The organism is Cyanobium sp. Candia 9D4, from assembly GCF_024346155.1.
GTDB lineage: Bacteria > Cyanobacteriota > Cyanobacteriia > PCC-6307 > Cyanobiaceae > Cyanobium > Cyanobium minutissimum.
In genome coordinates, this window is the sequence record NZ_JAGQCK010000010.1 from 1 (window position 1) to 24,793 (window position 24,793).

27 protein-coding genes are annotated in these 24,793 nt (G+C 66.4%); 9 read left to right on the forward strand and 18 right to left on the reverse strand.

The annotated features are described in order from the left end of the window. Positions 1 to 72: 72 nt before the first annotated feature. Entirely contained in the window at positions 73 to 393 is a 321-nt protein-coding gene (locus tag KBZ08_RS14470; RefSeq protein ID WP_254973874.1) for a DDE-type integrase/transposase/recombinase, read from the reverse strand. Next, positions 390 to 821: a helix-turn-helix domain-containing protein gene (locus KBZ08_RS14475; RefSeq protein ID WP_254973875.1), complete on the reverse strand. Its 432-nt coding sequence runs from the start codon at positions 819 to 821 to the stop codon at positions 390 to 392. The genes KBZ08_RS14470 and KBZ08_RS14475 overlap by 4 nt, the downstream gene beginning before the upstream one ends. Positions 822 to 1,045: 224 nt before the next feature. On the opposite strand from KBZ08_RS14475, the gene KBZ08_RS14480 reads away from it, so the two are divergent. Both KBZ08_RS14480 and KBZ08_RS14485 read left to right on the forward strand, forming a co-directional pair. Further along, the gene (locus tag KBZ08_RS14480; RefSeq protein WP_254973876.1) at positions 1,046 to 1,183 is read left to right on the forward strand and encodes a hypothetical protein; all 138 of its coding nucleotides are present in this window, start codon (positions 1,046 to 1,048) and stop codon (positions 1,181 to 1,183) included. Positions 1,184 to 1,208: 25 nt separating this feature from the next. Then, positions 1,209 to 2,030, forward strand: a complete 822-nt coding sequence (locus tag KBZ08_RS14485) for a S9 family peptidase (RefSeq protein WP_254973878.1) — start codon at positions 1,209 to 1,211, stop codon at positions 2,028 to 2,030. Between the two features lie 341 nt (positions 2,031 to 2,371). Here the strand turns inward: KBZ08_RS14485 and KBZ08_RS14490 are convergent, their stop codons facing one another. The 8 genes from KBZ08_RS14490 to KBZ08_RS14525 form a co-directional block, all read right to left on the reverse strand. Then, the gene (locus tag KBZ08_RS14490) at positions 2,372 to 2,881 is read right to left on the reverse strand and encodes a hypothetical protein (protein WP_254973880.1); all 510 of its coding nucleotides are present in this window, start codon (positions 2,879 to 2,881) and stop codon (positions 2,372 to 2,374) included. 215 nt (positions 2,882 to 3,096) lie between these two features. Further along, a complete protein-coding gene (locus KBZ08_RS14495) occupies positions 3,097 to 3,618 on the reverse strand; it encodes a hypothetical protein (protein WP_254973882.1) in 522 nt (173 codons plus the stop codon). 114 nt (positions 3,619 to 3,732) lie between these two features. Then, a complete protein-coding gene (locus tag KBZ08_RS14500; protein WP_254973884.1) occupies positions 3,733 to 4,095 on the reverse strand; it encodes a DUF2513 domain-containing protein in 363 nt (120 codons plus the stop codon). A 791-nt stretch (positions 4,096 to 4,886) separates the two neighbouring features. After that, positions 4,887 to 6,224, reverse strand: a complete 1,338-nt coding sequence (locus KBZ08_RS14505; RefSeq protein ID WP_254973886.1) for a TIR domain-containing protein — start codon at positions 6,222 to 6,224, stop codon at positions 4,887 to 4,889. Positions 6,225 to 6,477: 253 nt separating this feature from the next. Continuing rightward, the gene (locus KBZ08_RS14510; protein WP_254973887.1) at positions 6,478 to 8,238 is read right to left on the reverse strand and encodes a hypothetical protein; all 1,761 of its coding nucleotides are present in this window, start codon (positions 8,236 to 8,238) and stop codon (positions 6,478 to 6,480) included. 67 nt (positions 8,239 to 8,305) lie between these two features. After that, entirely contained in the window at positions 8,306 to 8,887 is a 582-nt protein-coding gene (locus tag KBZ08_RS14515) for a hypothetical protein (RefSeq protein WP_254973888.1), read from the reverse strand. A gap of 228 nt (positions 8,888 to 9,115) precedes the next feature. Then, on the reverse strand, positions 9,116 to 9,709 hold the full coding sequence (gene dcd / locus KBZ08_RS14520) for a dCTP deaminase (RefSeq protein WP_094584423.1): 594 nt from the start codon (positions 9,707 to 9,709) through the stop codon (positions 9,116 to 9,118). 4 nt (positions 9,710 to 9,713) lie between these two features. Further along, the gene (locus KBZ08_RS14525) at positions 9,714 to 10,313 is read right to left on the reverse strand and encodes a cob(I)yrinic acid a,c-diamide adenosyltransferase (RefSeq protein ID WP_254973889.1); all 600 of its coding nucleotides are present in this window, start codon (positions 10,311 to 10,313) and stop codon (positions 9,714 to 9,716) included. A 164-nt stretch (positions 10,314 to 10,477) separates the two neighbouring features. Between KBZ08_RS14525 and rph the strand changes: the two genes are divergently transcribed. The 4 genes from rph to KBZ08_RS14545 all read left to right on the forward strand — a co-directional run bounded on the left by rph (position 10,478) and on the right by KBZ08_RS14545 (position 13,834). Further along, complete coding sequence (gene rph, locus KBZ08_RS14530) at positions 10,478 to 11,254, forward strand: ribonuclease PH (RefSeq protein WP_254973890.1); 777 nt, start codon at positions 10,478 to 10,480, stop codon at positions 11,252 to 11,254. A gap of 142 nt (positions 11,255 to 11,396) precedes the next feature. Beyond that, positions 11,397 to 12,062 carry a global nitrogen regulator NtcA gene (gene ntcA / locus KBZ08_RS14535; RefSeq protein WP_219904212.1) on the forward strand — a complete coding sequence of 222 codons (666 nt, stop codon included), beginning with the start codon at positions 11,397 to 11,399 and terminating at the stop codon, positions 12,060 to 12,062. A 75-nt stretch (positions 12,063 to 12,137) separates the two neighbouring features. Beyond that, complete coding sequence (locus KBZ08_RS14540; RefSeq protein WP_254973935.1) at positions 12,138 to 13,391, forward strand: DUF3084 domain-containing protein; 1,254 nt, start codon at positions 12,138 to 12,140, stop codon at positions 13,389 to 13,391. Further along, positions 13,388 to 13,834 carry a resolvase gene (locus tag KBZ08_RS14545; protein WP_254973892.1) on the forward strand — a complete coding sequence of 149 codons (447 nt, stop codon included), beginning with the start codon at positions 13,388 to 13,390 and terminating at the stop codon, positions 13,832 to 13,834. Before KBZ08_RS14540 ends, KBZ08_RS14545 begins: the two co-directional genes overlap by 4 nt. Before the next feature lies 1 nt (position 13,835). On the opposite strand, the gene KBZ08_RS14550 is transcribed toward KBZ08_RS14545, so the two are convergent. From KBZ08_RS14550 to psbH, 4 genes are read right to left on the reverse strand one after another with little or no spacing between them, the layout of a single operon-like run. Beyond that, entirely contained in the window at positions 13,836 to 14,093 is a 258-nt protein-coding gene (locus tag KBZ08_RS14550; RefSeq protein WP_015109626.1) for a DUF3146 family protein, read from the reverse strand. A gap of 18 nt (positions 14,094 to 14,111) precedes the next feature. Continuing rightward, positions 14,112 to 14,720, reverse strand: coding sequence for an aminoacyl-tRNA hydrolase (gene pth, locus KBZ08_RS14555; protein ID WP_106220941.1), 609 nt, complete (start codon positions 14,718 to 14,720; stop codon positions 14,112 to 14,114). A 13-nt stretch (positions 14,721 to 14,733) separates the two neighbouring features. Beyond that, on the reverse strand, positions 14,734 to 15,057 hold the full coding sequence (locus KBZ08_RS14560) for a TatA/E family twin arginine-targeting protein translocase (protein WP_254973894.1): 324 nt from the start codon (positions 15,055 to 15,057) through the stop codon (positions 14,734 to 14,736). Positions 15,058 to 15,076: 19 nt separating this feature from the next. Further along, complete coding sequence (gene psbH, locus KBZ08_RS14565; protein ID WP_015109629.1) at positions 15,077 to 15,277, reverse strand: photosystem II reaction center phosphoprotein PsbH; 201 nt, start codon at positions 15,275 to 15,277, stop codon at positions 15,077 to 15,079. Positions 15,278 to 15,412: 135 nt separating this feature from the next. Between psbH and psbN the strand changes: the two genes are divergently transcribed. Beyond that, positions 15,413 to 15,562, forward strand: coding sequence for a photosystem II reaction center protein PsbN (psbN, locus tag KBZ08_RS14570; protein ID WP_015109630.1), 150 nt, complete (start codon positions 15,413 to 15,415; stop codon positions 15,560 to 15,562). Here the strand turns inward: psbN and KBZ08_RS14575 are convergent. Beyond that, a complete protein-coding gene (locus KBZ08_RS14575; RefSeq protein ID WP_254973895.1) occupies positions 15,550 to 18,621 on the reverse strand; it encodes an alpha-mannosidase in 3,072 nt (1,023 codons plus the stop codon). The genes psbN and KBZ08_RS14575 overlap by 13 nt on opposite strands. Before the next feature lie 162 nt (positions 18,622 to 18,783). Here KBZ08_RS14575 and KBZ08_RS14580 point away from each other — a divergent pair, with 162 nt between their 5' ends. After that, entirely contained in the window at positions 18,784 to 18,903 is a 120-nt protein-coding gene (locus tag KBZ08_RS14580; RefSeq protein ID WP_015109632.1) for a photosystem II reaction center protein I, read from the forward strand. 117 nt (positions 18,904 to 19,020) lie between these two features. Then, on the forward strand, positions 19,021 to 22,218 hold the full coding sequence (locus KBZ08_RS16410; RefSeq protein ID WP_315861265.1) for a DUF3769 domain-containing protein: 3,198 nt from the start codon (positions 19,021 to 19,023) through the stop codon (positions 22,216 to 22,218). Here KBZ08_RS16410 and KBZ08_RS14590 read toward each other — a convergent pair. The 3 genes from KBZ08_RS14590 to KBZ08_RS14600 are packed head-to-tail and all read right to left on the reverse strand — an operon-like array spanning position 22,215 to position 24,588. Continuing rightward, the gene (locus KBZ08_RS14590) at positions 22,215 to 22,847 is read right to left on the reverse strand and encodes a 3-isopropylmalate dehydratase small subunit 2 (protein WP_106220950.1); all 633 of its coding nucleotides are present in this window, start codon (positions 22,845 to 22,847) and stop codon (positions 22,215 to 22,217) included. The genes KBZ08_RS16410 and KBZ08_RS14590 overlap by 4 nt on opposite strands. Then, on the reverse strand, positions 22,844 to 24,286 hold the full coding sequence (gene leuC / locus KBZ08_RS14595; RefSeq protein WP_254973896.1) for a 3-isopropylmalate dehydratase large subunit: 1,443 nt from the start codon (positions 24,284 to 24,286) through the stop codon (positions 22,844 to 22,846). The genes KBZ08_RS14590 and leuC overlap by 4 nt, the downstream gene beginning before the upstream one ends. Beyond that, on the reverse strand, positions 24,283 to 24,588 hold the full coding sequence (locus KBZ08_RS14600; RefSeq protein ID WP_286160964.1) for a DUF2811 domain-containing protein: 306 nt from the start codon (positions 24,586 to 24,588) through the stop codon (positions 24,283 to 24,285). The genes leuC and KBZ08_RS14600 overlap by 4 nt, the downstream gene beginning before the upstream one ends. Between the last annotated feature and the right edge of the window lie 205 nt (positions 24,589 to 24,793).

Consider the following 24,793-nt stretch of genomic DNA (forward strand, 5'->3'; position numbering starts at 1 on the left):
ATCTGTTGAGCGGTGAGGGGAGCAGGCATGGCCCGGTGCCCTGCGCATGGCAACCGGATTCAGCGCAGCCCCTCAAGAGCGGTCAACCTGTTTGGCGCGACCCCTCAACCAGATTGTCGTCGGACAGTAGGCCGAGCCGTTGTCGCTGAGCACCCGTCGGCACTCGATTCCCTGGCCGTTGAACCAGGCCACCGCACGGCTCAGGAAGCCCACTGTGGTCGGGCCCTTCTCGTCGGGCAGGACCTCGACGTAGGACAGACGGGTGGCGTCGTCGATCGCCACGTGAACCTTCTCGTAGCCAGCGCCGGGTGAGGAGCCCTTACGCGGATCACCGGTGATCCGGTGGCCAACACGCTCAAAGCGGGCCAGCTGCTTGATGTCGACATGGATCATGTCGCCGGGCTGCTCCCACTGGTACCGCTGCACCGGTGGCTACTGCTTAGCAGAAGCGCAAGCGCTAGGGGATCGAGGTTGCGCAGCCGGTTCAGCCCCAGGCGCCGCATCGCCCGGGCCAGGGTGCTGATCGGTACCAACAGCAGCCGGGCGATCCTCCTGAGGGTGCAGCGCTGCTGCCTGAGCTCTACGGGCTGCTGCAGTTGCTGCGGATCGAGCGTCCGCCGCTGGCTGCGGCGCACGCTGCGTCGATCCGCCAGTGCCGCTGGCCCGCCTGAACGGAAACGAGCGAGCCACTTGCGGGCCGTCCGTTCACTGATCCCGTGATCAGTGGCCAGCTGGGCAAGGCTCCTGCCCTCATCGAGGTGCTGCCGGATCAGGCGTTCACGACCGATCGGTGTCAGGCGGGCATTGGGGTGTGTATGCATAGGGTCTGAGGTCTTGGACTGTTGGGTCGCACCACAACCCTGTCGGCCTCACACCCCTTTGTCAGCCGGAACAACCTGGTGGCACTACACAGTTAGCCGTCCGAGCCCTGTCGCACGCGCTCTATGGGGGTGCTGATTTCGGCGAGTGCTTCGTCACGGCTGCGGAGATCACGCCCGCGGATCCGGACAGCTGGTATCGGGCCTGGACCGCCACCGGCAACCGTGTGTTTCGCATCGCCGAATCCTGTGCCGCGGCCGGCCACGCGGTAAGTGCACGCGAGGCCTACCTGCGGGCCAGCAACGACTACCGCACGTCCTATCTGCCGCTCTTCGGTGCGCCGGTGGACGACCGGCTGGTGTAGGCCTTCGACCGTGAGGCTGAGGCGTTTGCCAGAGCCGCCGCCCGGCTACTTCCACCGTGCCGATGACTCGGGCCAGCCGCGCCCCACGGTGATCGCCACCAACGGCTACGACGCCACCGTGCATGAGGCGCACTTTGCCCATGCCGTGGCCGCCGTGCGCCGCGGCTACCACTGCCTCACCTTCGACGGCCCCGGCCAGGGCCGCCCCCTCATCCACCAGGGCCTGGTGTTCCGCCCCGACTGGGAGAACGTGGTGCGCCCGGTTGTCGACTACGCGCTCTCCCGCCCGGAGGTGGACCCGCAGCGGATGGCGCTGATCGGCTGGAGTTTCGGCGGCTATCTGGCGCCCCGAGCAGCCAGCGGGGAGCACCGCCTGGCGGCCTGCATCGCCGACCCCGGCCAGTGGGATCTCCTCGAGGCCTTGCGGGCGAACCTGCCGCTCCCGCCTGCCGTGCGCGAACGCCTGCCAGAGATCGCCCCCGCCGATCTCGAAGCCCTGCAGGGCCAGATCCGCTCCAATCCATCCCTGCACTGGACCTTCCAGCGGGCCCTCTGGATGCATGGCCTCGATTCCGTCGCCGATTACGTCCGGATCGCCGGCGACTACAGCCTCAGGGGGCGCGCGGAACAGATCCGCTGCCCCACGCTGGTGGCCTGGGCGGAAGGCGATCCGATCGCGCGCTTCGCGCAGCAGCTGCATGCCGCGCTGCAGTGTCCCCGGACCCTGGTGCGCTTCACCACAGCCGAAGGCGCCGGCGGCCATTGCGAGGAGACGGCGCGTTCACTGTTCCATCAGCGTGCTTACGACTGGTTGGAAGCGGTCTTCAGCAGTCCTCCGCGCGGATGAACGAAGTTGCCCATTGCTGCGAAGCTGCCGTGCGTCCTGTGCTCAGGACTCATCCGCGCATGGATTTCGGGCTTTCAAGGTGTGTGGATGTAATTTGAGATCGAGGTCGGCACACTCACCAAGTTGCAATATCCACCTGAGTCACTGCCAGCAAGATATTGTTGCGTTTCAAGGCCATTCGAGGGATCCCTTACTGAATATCTAAGCAAAACAATCTATCGTCTCGACAGCCGAGCTATCGCTCAAGATCAGCAGCGGGGAGAAGCACCCTACGTGCAGCTTGCAGTATCAGACCCACCCGCTGGATCTTGATGTGAGGCAGTGCCCTCTAGAATAGATGGCTAACGACCAGCTGCCTGTTCAACGGCGTCGCCGAGGTCCCCAAATGGCACCGCCTTTGAGCAGAGGCTCTGAAGAGCGCCTAGGGAAATTCTCTTTTGGCTACTGCACGCTTGGTTGAGAAGGGGCGTGCCTAGCACGTAAAACTCCCACTGATTCACGTTGAGCAGATCGATCGATGCCTGGTCGATGTGAGCATGAATGGCGAAAACGTAGACGTCCGCTGGCCTGGCTGGTTCTTTTGCAGAAGTGTTCGTGGAGGCATCCCAGCTGAGCTTGGGAGCCATGTCGAAGCCAACGCTGGAGAGCTTTTCCTGCGCCCAGGACTGGACGTAGCCCGAAGCCTTGACCTCAACCTTGATGCCGGAGTCTGTTCGCAGATCATAGGCATCCCACTCTGTACGTACACCGTCATCGACGCCCAGCGCATGTGCCACAAGAAACTCAGCAAGGATCCCGCGTTGCGAGTTGCTGATGAGATCAGATCCTGACCATTGCCAGAACTGCTGCAAGGAGACACCCAGCGGTGCGCCATTCACGTGCAGCTGCTCTGCCCCGCTCTTACGCTCAGTTTCGATTCGCCCAAGGTTCATTGCTAAATGGCTCCCATCTGGATAACCCTCCAGATCAGAAGCGGGAAGAACATCTTTGCAAAGTGCGTATCACTTGCTCCCGCCTTCTGCATGTGGATGCTAGAAGCATTTTAACCAAGCAAAAGATACTATCTCTATCTGAGTTTTTTGCGAAGCAAATCTGCCATGGCTGATTTAGCCCTTTGCACGAACTGGTCCTCTGACTCACTGGCAAGAGGTACGCCGACCTCGTTACTAAACTGAGCAATGAACTCCTGAGAATGTGCAATTTCACTGACCTTGTTCCCAAACTCATCTCTAGACTCATCTGGAAACTGTTCACCAGTGGTCAGTACTGTACCGGCCAAGCATGCTGCAATTCCTGAAGCGGCCATTGCGATTGAACCGATGCCAGGGGGTGCAGTGAGATCTGGATTCTCTTGCGACTCGTAGAACTCCTTGAAGCTTTTAGGCTTGATCGTCATTGTTTTGACTGCGATAGAATGCTCGGAGAATCTGATCGAAACTTTCGACAACAAGATCAATGATTTTATCTTTGACTGGCTGCGGAAGATTTCCCCATAACCCCAGGATCCATTGAATGAACTCCCATAACAAATAAAGCACAGAAAAGCAGCTTCTATTAGCAGCTTGCCTGCACCGCCCAGAATTGTCAAGTTCAGATGCTACTAAAGCTGCCCCTGAGTGGCAGGCAAGAGGCTATTGCTATCGAAGCAGACTCGACGGCGGCCTGTCCACTCCAGGGGCTTGTTGGGCATTAATCGCTGAACCTATAGTCCAAGAGGTAGACCAAGAGGCTGTTGGGCCTCGATCCTAAGCCAGTAATTTAGTGGATCAAACGTAAAAGAGGCCCTCTCTTCAAGCACAGTTCTGGTGGCTTTCTTCCATATGACATCATCGCGTGGGGCGTCTGCAGAGTCATTCGCAGACCATGTTACCGAATTCAGTATGGCCTTGGGGCTTGGAAGACCGATGACAGTTCTAACGGCTGCGTCTACAATTCCAGTTTGACGCAGAAGGTAGATATCATACGCCACCTCTTCTTCCGTGTGTCCGGGGATCTCCGGATTGCCATCGACGTAACCGTGTGGTTGCTCTATGGCCCAAACAAGTATCTCACGGGCAAGATTCATGTCACGGTTCATACTGCAACTCCTGAGTAGATGGCCAAGCTTTCACCATCACACCTTAGATCGCAGATAGTCAGCAATTCATCTTAGAATCGCAACTCAAGGGATTTCTCGAGTCTAAACATTGCCCACCTCATTCAGAAAGAAGCAATGAGGCAAATAATCAGAAGTACTGGCGATAGGGCTTGCCATCAGAATTGAAGCGAATTCGATATCTGCCGCCCCTTGGCCCGACTTGAGAGCCATCATCGCTGTTGGTAGTTTGATCGAATGGCGCATCCTGGCTTCCTTTTGTATCTCTTGTTCTAGCCGACCAATAGCCCCTGGGATCATGAAAGGTTTCAGGCACTACTTCATCATCAGCGTTTATGATTCGATCCCGATTCTCAGCGGCCAAAGCATCCTCCAACCTTTTCTGAAGCCTTGGTGGAACTGCCCATTTCGGGAGCGCTGCAAGTTCTTCTATTGTTAAGTCGTCAAGAGACCTAGAATCCATTAAGAATGAAGGTCATGTTGTTCAACCTGACTTGACTCAGGCTATTTCCCAGCATAAGTGCCTAACCGTTTGCGCTAACCGAACCGTTGCGGCATGTGGCTAAAGGTCCAGAATGAAATGGCGGGTCTTTAGCCGCATCCCGAAATGGGTCCGGTTGAGCGAGGGGTAGGCATCAGTGTGCGGCCCAGAAACTTCTAGTATTTTGCGATTCACAAATTGCTTGGCGTTTAACGCGAAGCCATCGCAGCCGCACTGTGGCGCGGCTGCGATGGCTTCGTGAGAATGCGGACACTGGTGCCTAGCGGCGTCGCCGAAACCTGTGATTGATCCAGTGCCTCCACTTAGATGACACAGTTCTCGTCGGTGGCTCTAGATCTCCTAAATCGTCTTCTATGCCAGCAGAGTGATCATCACCGATTGTCAGTTTGGCGGGCTCACAATATCTGACCTCCTTATTCTGGAGGTTCACACGCCAAGCCTCGATCGCTGCCGGCAATTTGTGCTTGTCCTCGAAGACATTGGTGAAATACCGAACAACTGTGTCATCGATGTAAGCGACCCACATGCGCCCTGCGTCACCAAGCATGACGATGCTTTCCATGATGGTGTACAGGCCTGCCACGCCTCCACGAATAACACGGACTGACTCATCAGCGCCGAATTGCTCTTCATGCATATCCGCAGTGCATCCTTTCAGTGTGTCCCAACCTTCGCCAACCAAGCCATATAACCTCGCCAACTCCAGTTCATTGAGATATCCACGCTGAAACCATGGCTCCAACTGCCACCGAAATTCCCCACTAAAGTTCGCGCGCATACCGCCCCAGTAGGAACATCTCGCCGCCTCTTCGATGGAGATCGTTCTCGCACCCTGTTGCCATCCGCGCCGGAACACAAGTTCTCCATCGGGTTGCTCAGGACCGTTAGGCACACGGCAATAAGCTAAATCTGCAGACAGGATGCGAGCGTAGGAGGAAATGCGGCCCTGATGAGCTCCGTTGAACACGTCAAGCTCAAACAAAAAGCCGGTAGCGCCAGTCTCTCGGATGAACAGCCGCCCCCCAGTTGCATGCGCGGGATCGAAGTGCCACCGACCCCACCACAAGGCAGCGTCTGGGCCCGTGGGTAAACTGTGGGCGACGCCAGCACTGAGGGTGCCCCTAAGGCATGACTCAAGACGACCCTGCAGTAGTCCACGTGCTTCAGCGGGCGCTTCGTCGTCGCGCATCTCGTAGACAACCGTTCTTCTTCCTCGCAGATCAAACGGCAGTTGCTCGGGGCCACCGTATGCGCTGTTCATCACAAGGACTACATTTTCCCAGCCTAGCTCAGCCACTGCATAGCCAAGTTCGATCAATACATTCGGATTAGGGGTGGGCCGCCCTTGTTGGTGTTCGCTGACAATGCTTACATCAGCTACAAAGATGTCGGCGGTAGCGATTTTCGCGAGGATACTTTGAGCGATGTCGGGGGTTCCCGCAAGGTTCGCAGTATCGCGATCTAGAACAGGTTCGACGCCCGCATCTTGGTCGCGAGCAATAGCTCGAATGGCACGCTTAAGGGCATCCTCAATCAAATTTCGATTGGTGCGGCCCTGCAGATCTGACTGCCAAGAATAGAAAATTGTGCGCTTCACAAACTGTTCTGATGTGCTGTGATCTGGAGCGAACGCTACCGAGGCGCTGTCTCCGTTGTTCCCACAGGCATAGTCGATTAGCTACCCGCCGCGGGGAACCAGTTGCGAGGCTGGCTGGTGTCGGGAAGGTGAGGCCGCCTTCTGGGTTGAGGCAACGCTGCGCGTCGGTTCTGATGCCTAACGCCAAGATCAGAAGCGGGCGAGAATTCCTGCATCGCCCCCACCCCGAGCTCCCGTCTTCTGCATCTTGAGGTTAGGCATCACTGGACGATTGGATGAGTGCGTTAAGCTCATCTTTGTAAGCGACTATTGGCGAGTAGAGCTTGTGAAATGCTCGGCCGATGGCGCCCGAAAAAAGAGTCAGTTTAGGGTTATTAACCCCACCATTCAGAATATGGGTAAGCGCGATTCCTGGGTACGGGTCAATGTAGACGATGTCGGTGATGCCAAGTTGATAGGCTTTCTTGGCGCACAGCTCACATGGACTTGCGGTGGTAAATAGTATTCCTCCCTCAATCGCAGCGAGGCCATACTTTGAAATCTGAAGAAAAGCGTTCTCTTCGGCGTGCAGAGATCTTGTGTGTACCTGATTCTTGTCACCAGTATACGAATTATACTCAGACTTAAAGCAGAACGAATTGTTTCTGCCGTTAAGCTCGATGCCGGCGAATCTCGCGGTACTCTCCTTGAAGTGATCCAAGTACTTACCGTCAGTCCGTTCGAACTGGCTGTAGGCTATTGAATCGACCCCGCCAATCAGGTCATCGCGGTTACGGAGATTGCACGGTACTTGACCATGAGGCGCGTCATTCCAGCCTACTGCGCGCACTGAGTAATTCTTGTCTGTGACCACTGCGCCGACTTGGCGTGATATGCAGCCAGAGTTAAGTTTCGCAGTGTAGGCGATTTGCATACACCGTTCCACCGCACTAGGCGTCGTTATTCCGGGTCGCCGGATGAGTGATACAAAGCGAATCAGTTGATTCGCCAGGGTTTGATATTTATTGACCTCTGACGATACGTCAGGATTGCTGATGTACAGATCTGCGCGCTGAAGGCATGCCTGAATGTCTTGAACTGAGTAGAAGTCGGGTTCGTGCAGATCGTGCGGCGTGTACTCTGTCCTGTCCAATGACGCGATGTCTTCTTCCGAGTAGTGCTGTGCGCGCAGTCGCCTGATGCGGTCTCCCTCTGGAGCCGACACTGCGACTAGGAAGAAGGATGCATACCGATCCTGAAAAAAGATGGCCTCAAGAGGATTGCGGATAGCGTCGATAACGATAAATGTCTTGTCTCCTCGTTGCTGTTGAAACGCGTGTACTTGCTTGACAACGAAATTAATACGTTCCGCGATTGTGAAAAACTTGCCCTCAACCATCTCGCGTGTACATGGACTGCCTGAAAGGCGAAGATTCTGGCCCACTTCTTGATATAGCCTAACAAACGCGCTTTCCCCAAGGGCAGACTTAAGAACTTCGCATTGCTCTGGAAGCGTGTGAGTGTAGTACTTAGTCGGGTCTCCAGTGTCCTGTTGAGTTGAGAGTGCCTTGTAGGATTCTTGAAGTTCCGAAAGCAGTTTTTCGAACTTGGCCTTGAGTTCGTCATTAACCAAAAGATGGGAGAAGTGTTCGCTTACTTTGGCGATCTCTTCGTCAAGCAGGAACGTTGTTATGATCGATCTGACCTGGATTAAGAGAAACGGGGTCCAAGTCGCGGCAAAGTGCCGAAAAACAATCCGCTCCTTCCGCTGCTCGTTTGACTCAGGGGCGTTGCCGTTAAACAGACTGTGCTTGATCTGGTTCTTCGGCGACTGAATTAGCCTCGCCGCGGTGCTGCATCCACTACCTGTACGGCCTGTTAGACCAAAAAGTATGAAATCGTCTTCGTCGCCATAGAGCTTTGCAACTGCGGATTTGAGGTAGTTTGTGTTTGAATGCGGTCCGATGGGGTCATTCATTACAGTTGGTAATCGTCTTTGCGCTTGTGGGAATGAGGGCTTGATCGTGACGCCCAACGTTTGACATGAGGGTGGCCGACCGGCACTGCCGGTTGGACTTCCCCTCGATGGAATGGTTAGGCATCTACTCAACTCTCTTCCGCTCTTTTCGCCAATGCTCCAGAAGCTCAGTGTTTCCTGATGCCACCTGGATAAGCATTTGCAGCGAAAGGACAGAACCGGGAACGATGCCCGCCTCGTCAATCTCCTCCCCATCGAAGTCTGGATTGGTCGGGATTTCGACATTCACCACCCACCATACGCCAATCTTCCGCAGCAGCGCCACCAGTTCTTCGAACTGCGTTTCGTGCGCTGACTCGACCTGACCAGTTACTACAGCGAAAAGCTGGTGCGCCAGTTGATTGCGCGTGCTCTTCAGCTTTTCAAAGGTGGTCAAGTCTTCTTCGTCAATGGCATCGTTCTCACGCAGCCATTGAAGCGACGCATACAGCGGGCTCTTGTTCTTAGAAAGAACTTTTGATTGGTACTCATCCGAGATCGTGGGCCCACGCTCAATGACGACGTTTGTGTAGAAGCCGCGAACATCCTCCACGATTGAGTCTTTGAGGATCTCGAACGTCGTGATGAACATCGTTGCCAGAAACAAGGACGGTCGAACCACATCAGGATCGAGAAACCGTTCCCACTGGTCGTCCGTGCTCGCCATAGATGCCTAACCCGTTATTGGGCGGTTCCGATAACCACCTTCACCCCAGGCCCGCAGCCGCATAAGAAGTTGATCTTTAGCAGGCCATCCTGCCAAACCACCCTCGCCACAACCAATTAGCCCATGAGCCCCGACCCAAGCAAGCGACTTAGACGGACCCGATAACCAACTGTCCGCTTCGCTACAGAGTCTCCTTCCCTCTCCTATCCGATCCATCCTCCAATTCCCTCAAACCTTCGCCAGCGTCACCCGCTCAGGCTGGTGCTGGTACTTGCCCTGGCGGTCGTTGTAGGTGGTGGCACAGGGGTCGCCCTCGAAGAACAGCAGCTGGCAGATGCCTTCGCCGGCGTAGATGCGGCAGTCGGCGCCGGAGGAATTGCTGAACTCCAGGGTGAGGTGGCCCTCCCAGCCAGCTTCGGCCGGGGTGGTGTTCACGATGATGCCCAGCCGCGCGTAGGTGCTCTTGCCCAGGCAGATCACGGTGATATTCGACGGCACCTTCATCTTTTCCAGCGCCACCCCCAGCCCGTAGGAATGGGCCGGCAGGATGAAGTAATCGCCGTCCTCATCGCTGTGCATCGGCGCCGGCTCCAGGTTCGCCGGGTTGAACCGCTTCGGGTTCATCACCGTGCCGGGCACGTGGCGGAAGATCAGGAACTCCTTCGGCGACAGCCGCAGGTCGTACCCGTAGGACGAGCACCCGAAGCTCAGCACCGGACCGGTTCGGCCCTCCGGATCCAGGTGGCGCACCAGCGTCGGCTGGAACGGCTCCAGCATCCCGGCCGCGGCCTGTTCGTTGATCCAGTGGTCGTTCTTGAGCATGGCGTCAGCCGCCGCGGCGCAACTGGGTGACCTGATCGGCCATCGCCATCAGGCTGGCCGGCATCGAGGGGCCCGTCAGGATGACATCCAGATGGGCTGGCCGCTGTTCAAGCGCCTCGATCACCGATGGGGCCGGCAGATACCCCAGGGCGATCGCCAGGCCCAGTTCATCGAGCACCAGCAGATCCAGATCCCCCTTCAGCAGCCGCTCGCGGCTCACCTCCCACACCTCGGCCACCGCTTCGAGCGCCTCCTCGGCCGTGGCCCCCTCCTCCCCTTGCGAGCCCGGCGGCCCATCGAGGCAGTGGGGCGTGCCCGGCCGCAGCCACTCCAGCCGGCCGCACAGCCGCAGGCTGCCCGCCGGCCCCTGCTCCACGCCCCCCTTGAGGAACTGGCTCACCAGCACCCGGCTGCCCAGCCCGGCGCTGCGCAGGGCCTGGCTGAACACCGCCGCGAAGCTGCCCCGGAAAGGCGCCGTGTGGATCTGCAGCAGCCCCTCCGGCTGGCTCACCAGCCGCAGGGGCGGCACCAGGGCCAGCGGCTCGGTGCGCGCCGGGGCGGCCGTGCGCCGGGGGTGGCCGGGGTCGATGAGGCTGGCGGTCATGGACACCCCACGGAAGCGTTGGTGTGAAAGGTCCGGACGGATCGCCCCGGCCGCTCACCTCCCGAATGTAGCGGCCCTCGCCAGCCCGGCACACCATCGGTAGTGGCTGGGAACAGACGTACCACCGGCGCCACCTACGCTGGCCCGGCTCCGCCAAAGGCCGCGTGACCACTCCCGCCGACGCCCCCCGCAACGACGGCCGCACCGCCGATGCCCTGCGCCCGGTGGCCGTCGACTGGGACCCGATGGGCTTCGCCCTCAGCTCGGTGCTCTTCGCCGCCGGCCGCACCCGCGTGCTCTGCAGCGTCTGCCTCGATCCCGAGGTGCCCCGCTGGCGCAAGGGCTCCGGCAGCGGCTGGCTCAGCGCCGAATACCGCCTGCTGCCGGCCTCCACCCCCAGCCGCCAGGGCCGCGAACTGATGAAGCTCTCCGGCCGCACCCAGGAGATCCAGCGCCTCATCGGCCGCAGCCTGCGGGCCGCCCTCGACCTGGAGGCCCTCGGCGAGCGCACCCTGCTGGTCGACTGCGACGTGCTCCAGGCCGACGCCGGCACCCGCACCGCCTCGATCACCGGCGCCTGGATCGCCCTGGCCGCCGCCCTGGAGCGCCTCCAGCACCAGGGCGTGCTGGCCGCCTCGCCCCTGCGCCAGCAGGTGTCGGCCGTGTCGGTGGGCCTGGTGGATGGCCGGGCCCTGCTGGATCTGGACTACTCCGAGGATTCCCGCGCCGAGGTCGACCTCAACGTGGTGATGGACGAGCAGGGCCGGCTGCTGGAGATCCAGGGCACCGCCGAGGGCGCCCCCTTCTCCCGCTCCCGCCTCGACGCCCTGCTGGATCTGGCCGAACCGGGCCTGCGGGACCTGCAGGAGGCCCAGCGCCAGGCCCTGGCTGGGGCGCCGGCCGGGCCCAGCGTGGTTGCAGCCGCACGGACGACCGGCTAAAGAGTGTCATTGGCTACATGGATCGGCCAGACCGATCCATAGGTTCATCACCAATCGCCACGCCTTGATGGTCGGCGCTACGCGTGGCTTCAGCCGCTACCCCAGCAGCCCATCCAGCGGATCCCCCGGCTCCGTGACCCCCATGGGCGCCCCCGGCACCATGGCCACCACCCTGCTGGACGTGATCCGCGGCCTGGCCGGCAGCAGCGTCGAGACCATCGAGCGCGGCAAGACGATCTTCTTCCCCGGCGACCCGGCCGAGCGCGTCTACCTGCTGCGGCGCGGTGCCGTGCGCCTCTCGCGCGTCTACGAGTCGGGCGAGGAGATCACCGTGGCCCTGCTGCGCGAGAACAGCCTGTTCGGGGTGCTCTCCCTGCTCACCGGCCAGCGCTCCGACCGCTTCTATCACGCCATCGCCTTCACCCGGGTCGAGATGGTCACGGCCCCGGCCACCTCGGTGCGGCGGGCCATCGAGCAGGACGCCAGCGTCGGCCTGCTGCTGCTCCAGGGCCTCTCCTCCCGCATCCTCCAGACCGAGACCATGATCGAGACCCTCACCCACCGGGACATGTCCTCCCGGCTGGTGAGCTTCCTGCTCGTCCTCTGCCGCGACTTCGGCGTCCCCGGCACCGAGGGCATCACCATCGACCTGCGCCTCTCCCACCAGGCCATTGCCGAGGCGATCGGCTCCACCCGCGTCACCATCACCCGCCTGCTGGGCGACCTGCGCAACGACGGCCTGGTCCAGATCGACCGCAAGAAGATCACCGTCTTCGATCCCATCGCCCTGGCCAAGCGGTTCAGCTGATCGGGCGGTCGCCGCCGGGTGCCGCGAGGCCACCAGCAGGGATACTTGGTGGACCGCAAAACCGAGGCGCAGACGGTGTCGGGTTGGCTGCTGATCCTCGCGCTCCTGGTGCTCGGCGGAGTGCTCTCCACCCTGGGCGACCGGCTCGGCAGCCGCGTCGGCAAGGCGCGCCTCAGCCTGTTCAACCTGCGGCCCCGCAAGACCGCCGTGGTCATCACGGTGCTCACCGGCAGCCTGATCAGTGCCGTATCGCTGGGGCTGATGCTGCTGGTGAGCGAGCGCCTGCGGGTGGGGCTCTTCGAGCTCGACCAGATCCAGGACCGCCTGCGGGACAGCCGCGCCGCCCTCAAGCGCAATGAAGGGGAACTGTCCCGCACCCGGGGCGAACTGGAGCGCAGCCGCCTCGATCTGATCACCGCCGAGCGCCGCCGCGACCAGGCCCTGGCCAGCCAGCGCCGCGCCCGCGACCAGCTGCTGGCCGCCGAGCGCCGCGTCGACACCCTGCGCCGTGAACTCCAGCCCCTGCAGGCGGAGCGCGCCCGGCTGGAGGCCGAGCGGGCCCGGCTCAGCCGGGAGGTGCAGGGCCGGGACGCCGAGATCCGCCGCACCGAGGCCGAACTGGCCAGCGTCCGCCGCCGCATCGCCGCCGGCGCCAAGGAACTCAAGGACCTGGAGACCAACGTCATCGCCCTGCGCCGCGGCGACGTGGTGATCGCCAGCGGCCAGCCCCTGGCCACCGCCAAGGTGCAGCTGCAGCGCCCCGACCAGGCCAAGCAGGTGATCGATGCCCTGCTGCAGGAGTCGAACCGGGCCGCCTTCCAGCTGCTGCTGCCCGGCCAGCCCCCCAACCGCCAGATCCTGCTGGTGCCCCGCAGCGACATCACCCGGCTGGAATCGCTGCTCGCCACCCCCGGCACCTGGGTGGTCAGCATCCGCTCGGCCGCCAACGTGCTGCGGGGCGAGGCCCAGGTGCTGGCCTTCCCAGACCTGCGCCCCAACCGTCAGGTGGTCGAGCAGGGGGAGGTGCTCTCCCGCACCTCCCTCGAGCCCGACGTGCGCGATCCCGAAGCCGTCCGCAGCCGCCTCAACCTGCTGCTGGCCGCCGCCTTCGCCAAGGTCCAGCGCCAGGGCACCCTGGCCAACGGCCTCCAGTTCGATGCCGCCAGCATCAACGCCCTGGCCCGGGAACTCAGCGAACGCCCCGCCGGCGTGACCGCCAATCTCGAGGCGGTGGCCCTCCAGAACGCCGACACCCCCGACCCCATCAGCGTGGAGCTGCGCTGGCTCCGGCCGGGCGGCGCCGGCGCCACCCGGCCGGGGCGGCCGTGAGCGCGGGACCCCTGGGGGCCCCCGGCCCCCTGGCGGGCCTCGATCCCGGCCGCAGCAAGTGCGGCCTGGTGCTCACCGACCCCGAACGCCGCGAGATCCGTGAAGCCCTGGTGCTGCCCCCGGAGGCGGCCTGGGAACGGCTGGAGCAGTGGCACCGCCAGCAGGCCCTGGCTGCCGTGGTGATCGGCGATGGCACCGGCAGCGGCCCCTGGCGGCGGCGTCTGGAGCCCCTGCTGCCGGTGGAGCTGGTGGATGAGCGGGGCACCACCCTGGCGGCGCGGCGCCGCTACTGGGAGCTGTTCCCCGCCCGGGGCTGGCGGCGGCTCCTCCCCCTGGGCCTGCGCCAGCCCCCCCGCGACTACGACGACGTGGTGGCCCAGCTGCTGCTGGAGCGCCGGCTGGGGCGGGATCTGCCGCGGTGCCTGGCGGCCGCGGGGCCCTGAATCAGAACGACGCCCGCACCGTGAACACGTAGTCGCCGCCGGGTTCGAGCTGGTAGTCGGCCTTGAGCAGGAAGCGCAGCAGGGCGTCCTGGATCAGGGCCCGCCCCAGGGACGGCTCCACCTGCAGCTCGCCCCGATCAAAGGCCCAGCGGAAGCGCCACTGGAAGCCGCCGGCACTGATCTCCCCCTCCAGCAGGCAGGGGCTGAAGCTCTGGCGCAGCACCCGCAGCTGGGCGGTGGTGGCGGGAAGGCGGCTCACGGGACGCGGTCGATGCTCTCAGGATGGCGGCGGATCGGCACGAAAACTGTTCAGACGGTTGGCGGCCTTCTCCAGCCCCACCCGGCGGATCAGGTCGATGCCCGCCTCCACCTCCTCCAGCACCGTCTCCAGCACCGGCCGGTCGGCGGCGGAGAACTTGCCCAGCACGTGCGACACGGTGCGGGCCCGGCGCTCCTCGGGCGTCTCGCCCGGCGCGCCGATGCCGATCCGCAGCCGCGCGAAAGACTCACTGCCCAGGTGGGCGATCGTGCTGCGCAGGCCGTTGTGCCCCCCGGCGCCGCCCGCGGCCCGCACCCGCAGGCGCCCCAGGGGCAGGTCCATGTCGTCCACCAGCACCAGCATCTGGGCGGGCTCGAGCCGGAACCAGTCGAGGGCGGCGCGGATCGAGCGGCCGCTGTCGTTCATGAAGGTCTGGGGCATCAGCAGCCGCAGCCGCCTGTCCCCCTGGCCGGTCTCGGCCAGCAGCCCATGCAGACGGCCCTGGTTGCGGAAGCTGGCGCCACCGGCGCGGGCCAGCCGCTCCAGCACCATGAAGCCGACGTTGTGGCGGGTGTCGGCGTAGCGGGGGCCGGGATTGCCCAGGCCCACCAGCAGTTGCAGATCCAACGGATGGCCGCCCTCAGCTGGAGGGGCCGGTGGAGGGGGCGGCGCTCTCCTCGGCCGCCGCCGCCGGCGTTGCCGTTTCGGTGACGACAGGTGTCACGCCGGCAGGAGCTTCAGCGGCCGGCGTGATGGCGGCGGGGGGACCGGAGATGTCGATCGGCTGCTCGGTGCCCACCGCCGTGCGGAACTCCTTCTCGAATTCCTGCGAGGCCGACTGGAAGCCGCGCAGGGTGCGCCCCAGGGTCTTGCCGAGCTCGGGCAGCCGCTTGGGTCCGAAGACCAGCAACCCGATGGCGGCGATCACCGCCATCTCGGGCAGACCGATGCCGAAGATGTTCATGGACAGGGGGCGAGAGGAATCAGCCGACGCCGTTCCAGTTGACGTTGATGCCCTCGAGCAGCAGGGACTTGTTGTACAGCTGCAGGATCACCAGCAGGAACACCAGGAACAGCAGCATGAACACGCCCATCACGGGGGTGGTGCCCCAGCCGGGCACCACCTTTCCGTACTCGGAGTTCAGGGGGCGCAGCAGGTTTCCCAGACGGGTGCGTTGGGCCATGGCAGCTCGGACCTCTCGGGCACGGAATCGCGGTGCTTACTGTAAGGGTCTTGCCGGCCGCACCGAGTTGGGCTGTCGAGAGTTGTGACGGAAGCCCCCCGGCCCCGCGACCCCTCCCCCGCCTGAGACCCCTCCATGGATCCCGCCGCCAGCACCTCCCCCGCCCTCTCCGTGGCCCTCGCGGTCCTCGCCGTGCTGCTGGCCCTGACCGGTTTCGGGGTGTACACCGCCTTCGGGCCGCCGTCCAAGGGCCTCACCGACCCCTTCGACGATCACGACGACTGAGCCGCCGCGCTCCCCGCCGGCCCTCGCCGCAGGCGCCAGTGCCCCAGCTGCCAGGGGCCGAGGGCCAGCGGCTGGGTCCCCTGTTCGTCCGGGTGCGGACTCCCTTCGCCGGCCGCCTGGGGCTGGCCCAGGGCGTCACAGGGCCCGAGCACGGTCCAGTCGGGTCCGGCTGAGAAGCGCCGCCGGCAGGGCCCCAGGTTCTGGACGCTGAGCAGCACCCCGCCCGCTTCGGCCCCGTCGTCCGTTGCGCTTCCTTCCGCCGGCAGGGGCCGCAGGGCCACCAGCTGCAGGTCCTCGCCGAGGGACGGGAACAGCGTGTCGGCCGCCCCCCCGGCCTCGGCGCCTGCTGCGGAGGGCGGCTCCATCGGCCGACACCAGAGGGGCTCCCGCAGCCGGGTGGCCTGCTGGGGCGCCGCGGCCGCCCGCCAGCCGCCGGGACAGGGCAGCAGGGCCAGCCGCTGCCGCTGCCAGCCGTTGTCGGCGCCGGGATCGGGCCAGGTGGGTGCCCGCAGCAGCGACACCCCCAGGCGCTCCGCCGTCGCCGACACCCCCTGGGGGCCGTCGAGCAACACCGCCAGCCCGTCGCCGCGGCCCGGGCCCACCGCGGCCATCCAGCTGACGGCGCTCACCTCCCAGCGGGCCCGCTCCCGGGCGGTGCGGGCCGTGGCCGGCCGCTCGATCACCCCGCCGGCCGTGTCGGCCGCCCAGCGGCAGGCCGGGTCGGCCAGGGGAATCTCCAGCCGCAGCAGCTCGTGGCGCTGCCGCCACTGGGTGCCCAGCACCAGCTCGAGCCAGGGGCTGCCCGCCAGCAGGCGGCCATCGAGGCGCACCGGGCTCTGGCCGCAGCGCCCGCGCCAGACGAACCGGGCGCAGAGCGGCCCCGTCTCCAGCCACTGCGGCACCCCCTCCCAGATCCAGGCCAGCGGGTGCTCGCGGTAGTCGGCGGCCAGGTCCCAGGCATCCCAGAACTCGCCCCGGTCGCGCCAGCGGCACCAGGCCAGCGGCCCCGCCAGCTGGGGCATGCCGTCCCGATCGAAGAGCTGCTCCACCCCCGCCGGGCCGATCAGCGCCGACACCAGACCGTTGCCCAGCCGCCAGCGGTCCGGCTCGCCGCCGGTGACCCGCTCCAGCCGCACCGCCCCCACCACGGGCGCCGCCACCGCCCCGGTCGCCGCAGCGCCGCCGCTGCCGGCGGACGCCGGGTGTCGCCGCAAGTGCCGCACCTCCACCCCCTCGAGGGCGGGGATCTGCAGCCATTGGCCACCCCCGGGGGCCGGCTGGCCGGCCAGGCGCCGTTCGCCGTCCGCCGCCGCCAGCCACCAGTCGCCGGCCGGCAGCCGCAGGGTGCGGGACTGGGCCGGCAGCGGCTGCAGCTGCACGACACACCAGGGCTCGGCGGCGCTGGCGGGCGCCGCGGCCGTCCCACCGCTGGTCGCCGCGGCCGTCCCACCGCTGGTCGCCGCGGCCGCCAGGCCCCGCCGCAGGGTCCGGTCGCGCCGGCGGGCGGCCCGGCGGCGGGCGCCCCGCCACTGGGGCTCGGCCTGCTCGAACACCTCCGGGATCGCCGTGCCCGGCAGGATGTCGTGGAACTGCTGGAACAGCAGGGTGCGCCAGTCGTCGCTGGCGGCCGGTGCCGGCCGGCCGAACAGCGCCGCGGCCAGATCCGCCTCCCGCAGCAGCCGCTCCAGGCTGCGGTTGTGGCGCTTCTGGTCGGGCCGGCTGGTGGGGCAGCCGCGGTGCAGCTCCAGGTAGAGCTCGTCGCGCCAGACCGGCAGCTGCCCCGCCAGCGATTCCAACGGCTCCAGATAGGCGCGCAGGGTGCCGTGGCGCTGGCCGGCCGCCGCCGGCTGGTCCTGCCAGAGCGCCAGCTGCTCCAGCATCTCGGCGGTCGGGCCACCGCCGTGGTCGCCGACCCCGGGCAGCCAGAGGGCGTCGGCGCAGCCGCTCGCCCGCTGCCACTGCAGCCGGTAGCGCTCCATCGCCACCGGGTCGCCGTCGGTGCCGATCGGCGCCGTCATCAGGGCCAGCACCTCGGCCCCGCAGCGGCTGCGCCAGCGGAACAGCCGGTGGGGGAAGGGGTTGGTGGCGTTCCAGGCCAGCTTGTGGGTGCAGAACCAGCGCACCCCGGTGGCGGCCGCCAGCGCCGGCAGGCCGGCGGCGAAGCCGAAGCTGTCCGGCAGCCAGGCCAGCCGGTGGCTCCACTCCGGGAACGTGCGCAGGCTGTAGGCCTGGCCCTCCTGGAACTGGCGCAGCAGCGAGGTGGTGGAGAGCAGCACGCAGTCGCTCTCCACCCACGGGCCGTTGAGCGGCTCGAAGCGACCCGCCTGCATCGCCCGGCGGACGCGGGCGAACAGGGCCGGGCGGTGCCGCTCCAGCCAGGCGTAGAGGGCCGGGGTGGAGTGGCCGAAGTGGAGCGTCTCGAAGCGCTCCATCAGATCGAGGGCGGAGGCGAAGGTGCGCTCCGCCGCCTGCCAGGTGTCGGCCACCGGCCACAGCCAGGCCAGATCGAGGTGGGCGTGGCCCAGCACCTGGAGCACCCCCTCCCCCGGCGCCCCGTCGCGGCGGTGCTCACGGCGCAGCTCCCGCAGCTCGGCGGCGGTGGCCGCCAGCAGGCCGAGGGGATCGGCCGGATCCAGGGGCTCCAGCTCGATGCGGCTGCTGATCAGGGCGCCGTCGTCGTGCAGGGGGCTGCGCAGCCGCAGCTCCAGATCCAGGACCTCCCCCCGCCACCAGCGCTCGGGCAGGGGCCAGCGGCAGGCGGTGTCGAACAGATCGCCGCTGTGGATGCGCTGGCCATCCACCCACAGCTCGGCGCTGTCGGCCCACCAGCGCAGCGCCAGTCGCGCCCGGGCCCCCGCCGCCAGGGGGACCCAGCCCTCCGGGCACGGGCAGCGCAGGCGCAGACGGCACCACTGGCCGCCCCGCGGCCAGATGATCAGGCCCCGGGCCGCCCAGTCGGGGCGATGCCGCAGCCCCCACTCCCCCCCCAGCGCCGGACCGCTTCCGCCCCCGGGCTGGTCGGCCTGCCAGAGGGGTTGGAGATCCAGGGGCCGGGGCATGGGGAACGTGACCGAAACGTTTCAATCGGAGCCGGTTGCCCCCGCCAAACGGCATCGGACAGCCTGGATGGCCAACCACCACCCATAAGATGATGCGGCTGCCGAGGGGTCATCGAGACCCGTACCGGCGCCTGTCACTCCCTGTCACCCGCCGGACAGACCATGCTCGCTCTCAAGATCTCGGTTTACTCCGTCGTCTTCTTCTTCATCGGGATCTTCGTCTTCGGCTTCCTGGCCAGCGATCCCACCCGTTCCCCCAGCCGCAAGGACCTGGAGGACTGACCCCTTCGGCGGCGGCTCCGCCCGCCACCCGTCCGGACAACCGGACCGCCGCGGGGGACGCCCCCGAACTCCCATGGCAGGATCGGCCGCGTTCTTGCCGCTCATGCGCTGCCTGTGGTGCTCCATCCCCGCTCGGGACGTCCCCAGGCCCCTGCAGGCCTGACCCCCGGGCTGGTCCTGTGGCTGGGCATCTCCGCTGGGCTGACGCTGACGGCCGCACCGGCCCAGGCACGGCCGGACGCACCCTCCAGGCTTCAGGCCGCCCAGGCCCAGCTCCCTTCGGCGGCGCCCGCCACCCCCGGCGCCGCTTCCACCCCGGATCCCTTCGACGACGAGCCCCAGGTCGCGCCTGGCGCCGATCCCCAGGCCGGCGTCGAGGCCCCCGCCGATCCGGCACCCGCCGTTGCGCCTCCGTCCCCGAGGCGTCGCCCCCTGGCGGTCACGCCCCAGCCCGATCCCGCAGCGGAGCCCACCCCGGCCGACCCCGCCGCCCCACCAGCACCTGTTCTGGGTCTGGAGGCCGCACCGGCCGGCGACGCCATGCCCCTGGAGCTGGAGCTCACCGCCAACCAGCAGGGTTATGACGGTCAGCTGCAGCGCTTCGTGGCCACCGGCAGCGTCATGGCCCGCCTGGCCGGTGGCCGCCTGCTGGCCGACCGGCTGGAGTTCGAGGCCACCACCCGCACCCTCTATGCGGTGGGCAACGTGCGCTTCCAGCGCGGCCAGCAGTACCTGCAGGGCAGCCGCCTCCGCTATGCCCTGCTGGAGGGGGTGGGGGAGATCGACGACGTCTATGGCGTCATCGATCTCGACAGCACCAAGGAGGACTTCGACCTCGAGGCCGAGGCCTCCCAGCCCCTGCCGCCGCCGGAGCCGATCAGCTGCACCCCCTCCTATCCGGCGGTGCCCGTGTGGCATCCCTACCCCTGGGCCGTCACCACCTGGGCCGGCCAGATGTATGCGGGTGAATTCGGCGACACTTTCACCTTCAGCGGCCGTTTCCGGCCCGAATACCTCGGCGGCATCGGCCTGCAGCGTCGCCTCTTCCAGGCCGGGCCCCTGTCGCTGGAGTTCGATGCCAACCTGCTGGGTCACCGGGCCAGCGCCCAGCCGGGGGGCGGCTTCAACCAGGCCGTCCCCTTCTCCGACACCCCCGGCCAGAGCTTCGGCGAGTTCACCGGCGGCCTCGGCCTGCGCCTGTGGCTGCGGCCCTGGCTCAACGTCTACTTCGTGGAGGGCCTGAGCGTCCTCACCGCCAAGAGCAACTACGAGCAGACCTTCCGCCAGAACTCGGCGCGCCTGCTCAACTATCTGGCCTTCGAGGTGGAGGCCCTGGTCACGCCCCGCTGGTCGGCCGTCGGCCGCATCCACCACCGCTCCGGGGCCTACGGCACCTTCAGCGGCGTGAGCGAGGGCAGCAACGCCTATCTGGTGGGCCTGCGCTACCGCTTCGGCACCGACAAGCCCGCCAGCCAGCCGATGCCGGTGCCGCCCGCCCAGGGTTGTCCGGAGGCCCCGCCCCTGGCCAGCGAGCAGCCCGACGGGCTGGCCCAGCAGCTCGAGCAGGTGACGATGGGTCCGGGCTGGACCGGCACCAGCGGCCAGCCGGCCCCGACCCCACCCGTCAAACCGCCGGAAGACAAGGGCGGGGTGTGGCGCAACGCCCGGCATCAGGAACGGCTGCGCCGCGAGGCCATCGGCCGGATCCCCCAGCGGGTCGAGAACGTGACCTTCGAGCGCAGCCTCAAGGCGGAGCGGCGCTTCGGCTTTCCGCGGGAGTTCACCACGCCGGAGGTGGCCAACGACTTCGGCACCACCCGCCCCGAGCAGCTCAAGGACCAGACCACCGAAGGCAACCAGGAGCTGATCAAGGGCACCGTGAGCCGCTGGCGCATCCAGGCCCGGCGCCTCAAGATCACCCCCAACACCCTCTCCGGGGATCGGGTGGGCTTCACCAACGACCCGTTCACGCCGGCCCAGTCGTGGATGGATTCGGAGAAGGTGGTCATCACCCTGCTGCCCAACGGCGACACCCTGGTGAAGGCGCGCCGCAACACGCTGCGCCTGGAGGATCGCCTGCCGATCCGGGTGGCGCGCCAGCGCCGCATCCAGAAGCAGGACGAGGTGAGCAATCCCCTCGTGATCGGCAACGACCGCGAGGACCGGGACGGCTTCTTCCTCGGCTACAACATCCCGATCAAGATCGGCGAGAAGGGGCTCCTCAACCTGCAGCCGCAGGTGATGGTCCAGCGCCTCTACACCGGCAACACCGACGCCTACCCGCTGCCGGGATCGCCACCGGGCTCCACCAACATCGTCGAGCAGCCGGCCAAGACCGGCGACTACTTCGGCTTCGACGCCCGCCTCACCGGGCCGGTGCTCGGCTTCAACGCCGATGCCCGCCTCTCCATCTCCACCTTCAATCCCGACAACTTCGCCAACGGCACCCGCAGCTTCGGCGACCTGTCCCGTCTGGTGAAGGTGCCCGTGCTGGGCTTCAGCACCATGCGCCTCTTCGGGGCCTACCGCTTCCGCACCTGGAACGGCTCCCTCGGCGAGCAGGACGTCTACTCCGCCTACGGCGTCTCGCTGGAGCAGCAGGGAAGCCTGCCCAGCTGGGGGAAACTGGCCCGCAGCTACTACTGGCGGATGGGGGTCGGCAACTTCCAGGCCAACCCGACCACCGGCACCGATCTGCTGCAGGTGTGGCGCGCCAACGCCATCGGCTCGTTCAACTTCTCCTACCCGATCTGGACCGGCAAGCCCACCACCAGTCCGCCGGTGGTCTCGCTGGCCAATTCACCGGTGCCGATCGTTCCAGGCCTGCGCTTCAACGCCAACCTGCTCGGGGTGGCCGCCTACTTCAGTGACGGCACCAACCAGAACACGATCGGACTCTCCGGCGGGCCCACCCTGACCCTGGGGCGCTTCGAGAAGCCGTTCTTCGACTACACCCAGCTGACCATCACCGGGGGCATCACCCTGCGGCAGGGCCAGAGCCCGCTGAACTTCGACCGGGCCGTCGACCTGGGCACGGTCGGCATCGGCCTGTCGCAGCAGATCGTGGGGCCGCTCGTCTTCAGCGGCGGTATCGGCTTCAACGTCGATCCCAACTCCGGCTTCTACGGCGATGTCACCGGCTCCTACCTGGAGCTGCGCTGGCAGCGCCGCTCCTACGAGATCGGCGTGTACTACAGCCCCTACGACGGCCTGGGCGGCATCCGCGTGCGGCTCAACGACTTCAACTTCCAAGGGCCGGGCACGCCCTTCATCCCCTACCACCCCACCCAGGGGGTCCTGCAGCGCCCCTTCTAGGCGGCGACGAAGCCGTCCAGGTAGGGGAGCCGGCCGGCGGTGGCCCGCAGCTCGGCGTCGTGGGCCACGAGCTGGGCCGTGCCGTTCCACTCGCCGCTCACCAGCATGCGACGCGGGCCGGGGGCCAGCTCCAGGGGCCATTCCAGACACTCGCCATCGGCCTCCAGCACCACCCGCGGCGGCTCGAGATCGAGCTGCAGCCGGGCACCGGGATGGGCGGCGATGGCGGCCTGGAGGGCCAGCACCGTGGCATGGTCGGCAGTGAGGCAGGGGATGCCCAGGGCCAGGCAGTTGCCGAAGAAGATCTCCGCGAAGCTCTCGCCGATCACCGCCCGGATGCCCCAGCGCATCAGCGCCTGGGGGGCGTGCTCCCGGCTGGAGCCGCAGCCGAAGTTGCGGTTGACCACCAGGATCGCGGCGCCCTGGTTGTCGGCCCGATCGAAGGGGTGGTCGCCGGCCCGCTCGCGGCGGTCATCGGCGAAGACCCCCTCGGCCAGCCCGTCAAAGGTGACGCACTTGAGATAGCGGGCCGGAATGATCCGGTCGGTGTCGATGTCGTCGCCGGGCACGACGACGGCACGGCCCTGGCACTGCTGGATCGGTCCGGCCGGGAAGGGGGTGGCGCTCATGCTGGGGTGGCGGCGGGCTCAGGGGAGGACGGGGTGGCGATCAAGCGGCGCACGTCGGCCACGTGGCCGCTCACCGCCGCCGCGGCCACCATGGCAGGGCTCATCAGCAGGGTGCGGCCGGTGGCGGAACCCTGGCGCCCCTTGAAGTTGCGGTTGCTGGAACTGGCGCTGATCTGGCGCCCCTCCAGCCGGTCGGGGTTCATGGCCAGGCACATCGAGCAACCCGGCTCGCGCCATTCGAAGCCGGCCTCGCGGAACACCGCATCGAGACCCTCGGCCTCGGCGGCGGCCGCCACCTGCTCACTGCCCGGCACCACGAAGGCCTTGATGCCCGCCGCCACCTGCCGGCCGCGGGCGACGGCGGCGGCGGCCCGCAGGTCGCTGAGGCGGCCGTTGGTGCAGCTGCCGATGAAGCAGACATCCACCGGCAGTCCCTCGATCGGCGCCCCGGGGCGCAGGTCCATGTAGCGGTAGGCCTCCTCGGCGATCGGCCGCTCATCGCTGTCGGTCTGCTCGAGGGTGGGCACGGCCTCGTCGACGCCGATGGCCTGCCCCGGCGTGATGCCCCAGGTGACGGTGGGCGCGATCGTGGCCGCATCGAACACCACCTCGTCGTCGAAGACGGCGTCGGGACCGGAGGCCAGGGCGCTCCACCAGGCGACGGCCCGCTCCCAGGCCTCGCCGGCGGGGGCATGGGGCCGCCCCTTGAGATAGGCGAAGGTGACGGCATCGGGGTTGACGTAGCCGCAGCGCGCCCCGCCCTCGATGGCCATGTTGCAGAGCGTCATCCGCTCCTCCATCGAAAGGGCCTCGATGGCCGGGCCGGCGAACTCGTAGGCGTAGCCCACGCCGCCCTTCACCCCCAGGGTGCGGATCACGTGCAGCACCAGATCCTTGGCGTAGACCCCGCTCTGCAGGGTCCCCTCCACCCGGATCCGGCGCACCTTGAGCTTGCCCATCGCCAGACTCTGGCTGGCGAGCACGTCACGCACCTGGCTGGTGCCGATGCCGAAGGCGATGGCACCGAAGGCGCCGTGGGTGGAGGTGTGGGAATCGCCGCAGGCCACGGTCATGCCGGGCTGGGTGAGCCCCAGCTCCGGGGCGATCACGTGCACGATCCCCTGGCGGCCACTGCCGAGGCCGTGGAGGGTGATGCCATGCCGGGCGCAGTTGGCCTCCAGGGTGGCGAGCATCTCCTCGGCCAGGGGGTCGGCGAACGGCCGGGCCTGGGAGGTGGTGGGCACGATGTGGTCGACCGTGGCGACCGTGCGCTCGGGATGGCGCACCGACAGGCCCAGATCATCGAGGGCGGCGAAGGCCTGGGGGCTGGTGACCTCGTGGATCAGGTGCAGCCCGATGAACAGCTGGGTGGCCCCGCCCGGAAGATCGGCGACGCGGTGCAGCTCCCAGACCTTGTCGTAGAGGGTGCCGGCGCTCAAGAGGAAGGATCTGAACGGTCAGAAACCACCCTAGAAGGAGGGTGATCCACCGGGGCGGGCTCCCGGCGGAACAGGCCGTTGAGGTAGTGGCGGGCCACGGCGCGGTCGTGGCTGCCGTGCTGGACCAGGAAACCGGCGAGGGCGGCCTGCATGAGCCGGTACTGGTCCCACTGGGGGTGCACCCGGATGAACTCCCGCATCGCCTCGAACAGGTCCTCCGGCATCTGGTTCTCGATGCTCACGGTGCGGGGAGCGTGGTCGGGAATCTGGCTCATGCGGCGCTGGTCGTCGGTCCCCCCCATCAGGCCATGGGGCCGCCCCCCGCGTCAAAGCGCCCCACACCGGGCCGGTCCCAAGGGACCGCCGCTGAGAATCCCGGCGCGGGGCGGCTTCCCGGCCGCCGCCCGGGGGTGGCCGCCGCGGCGGTACCTGCCGGGGGACATGGTCAAGGGGGGGAGGCCTTTCCCGCAGCCCGGAGCCAGGACCCCTCCGGCAGCTCGGCCCGAC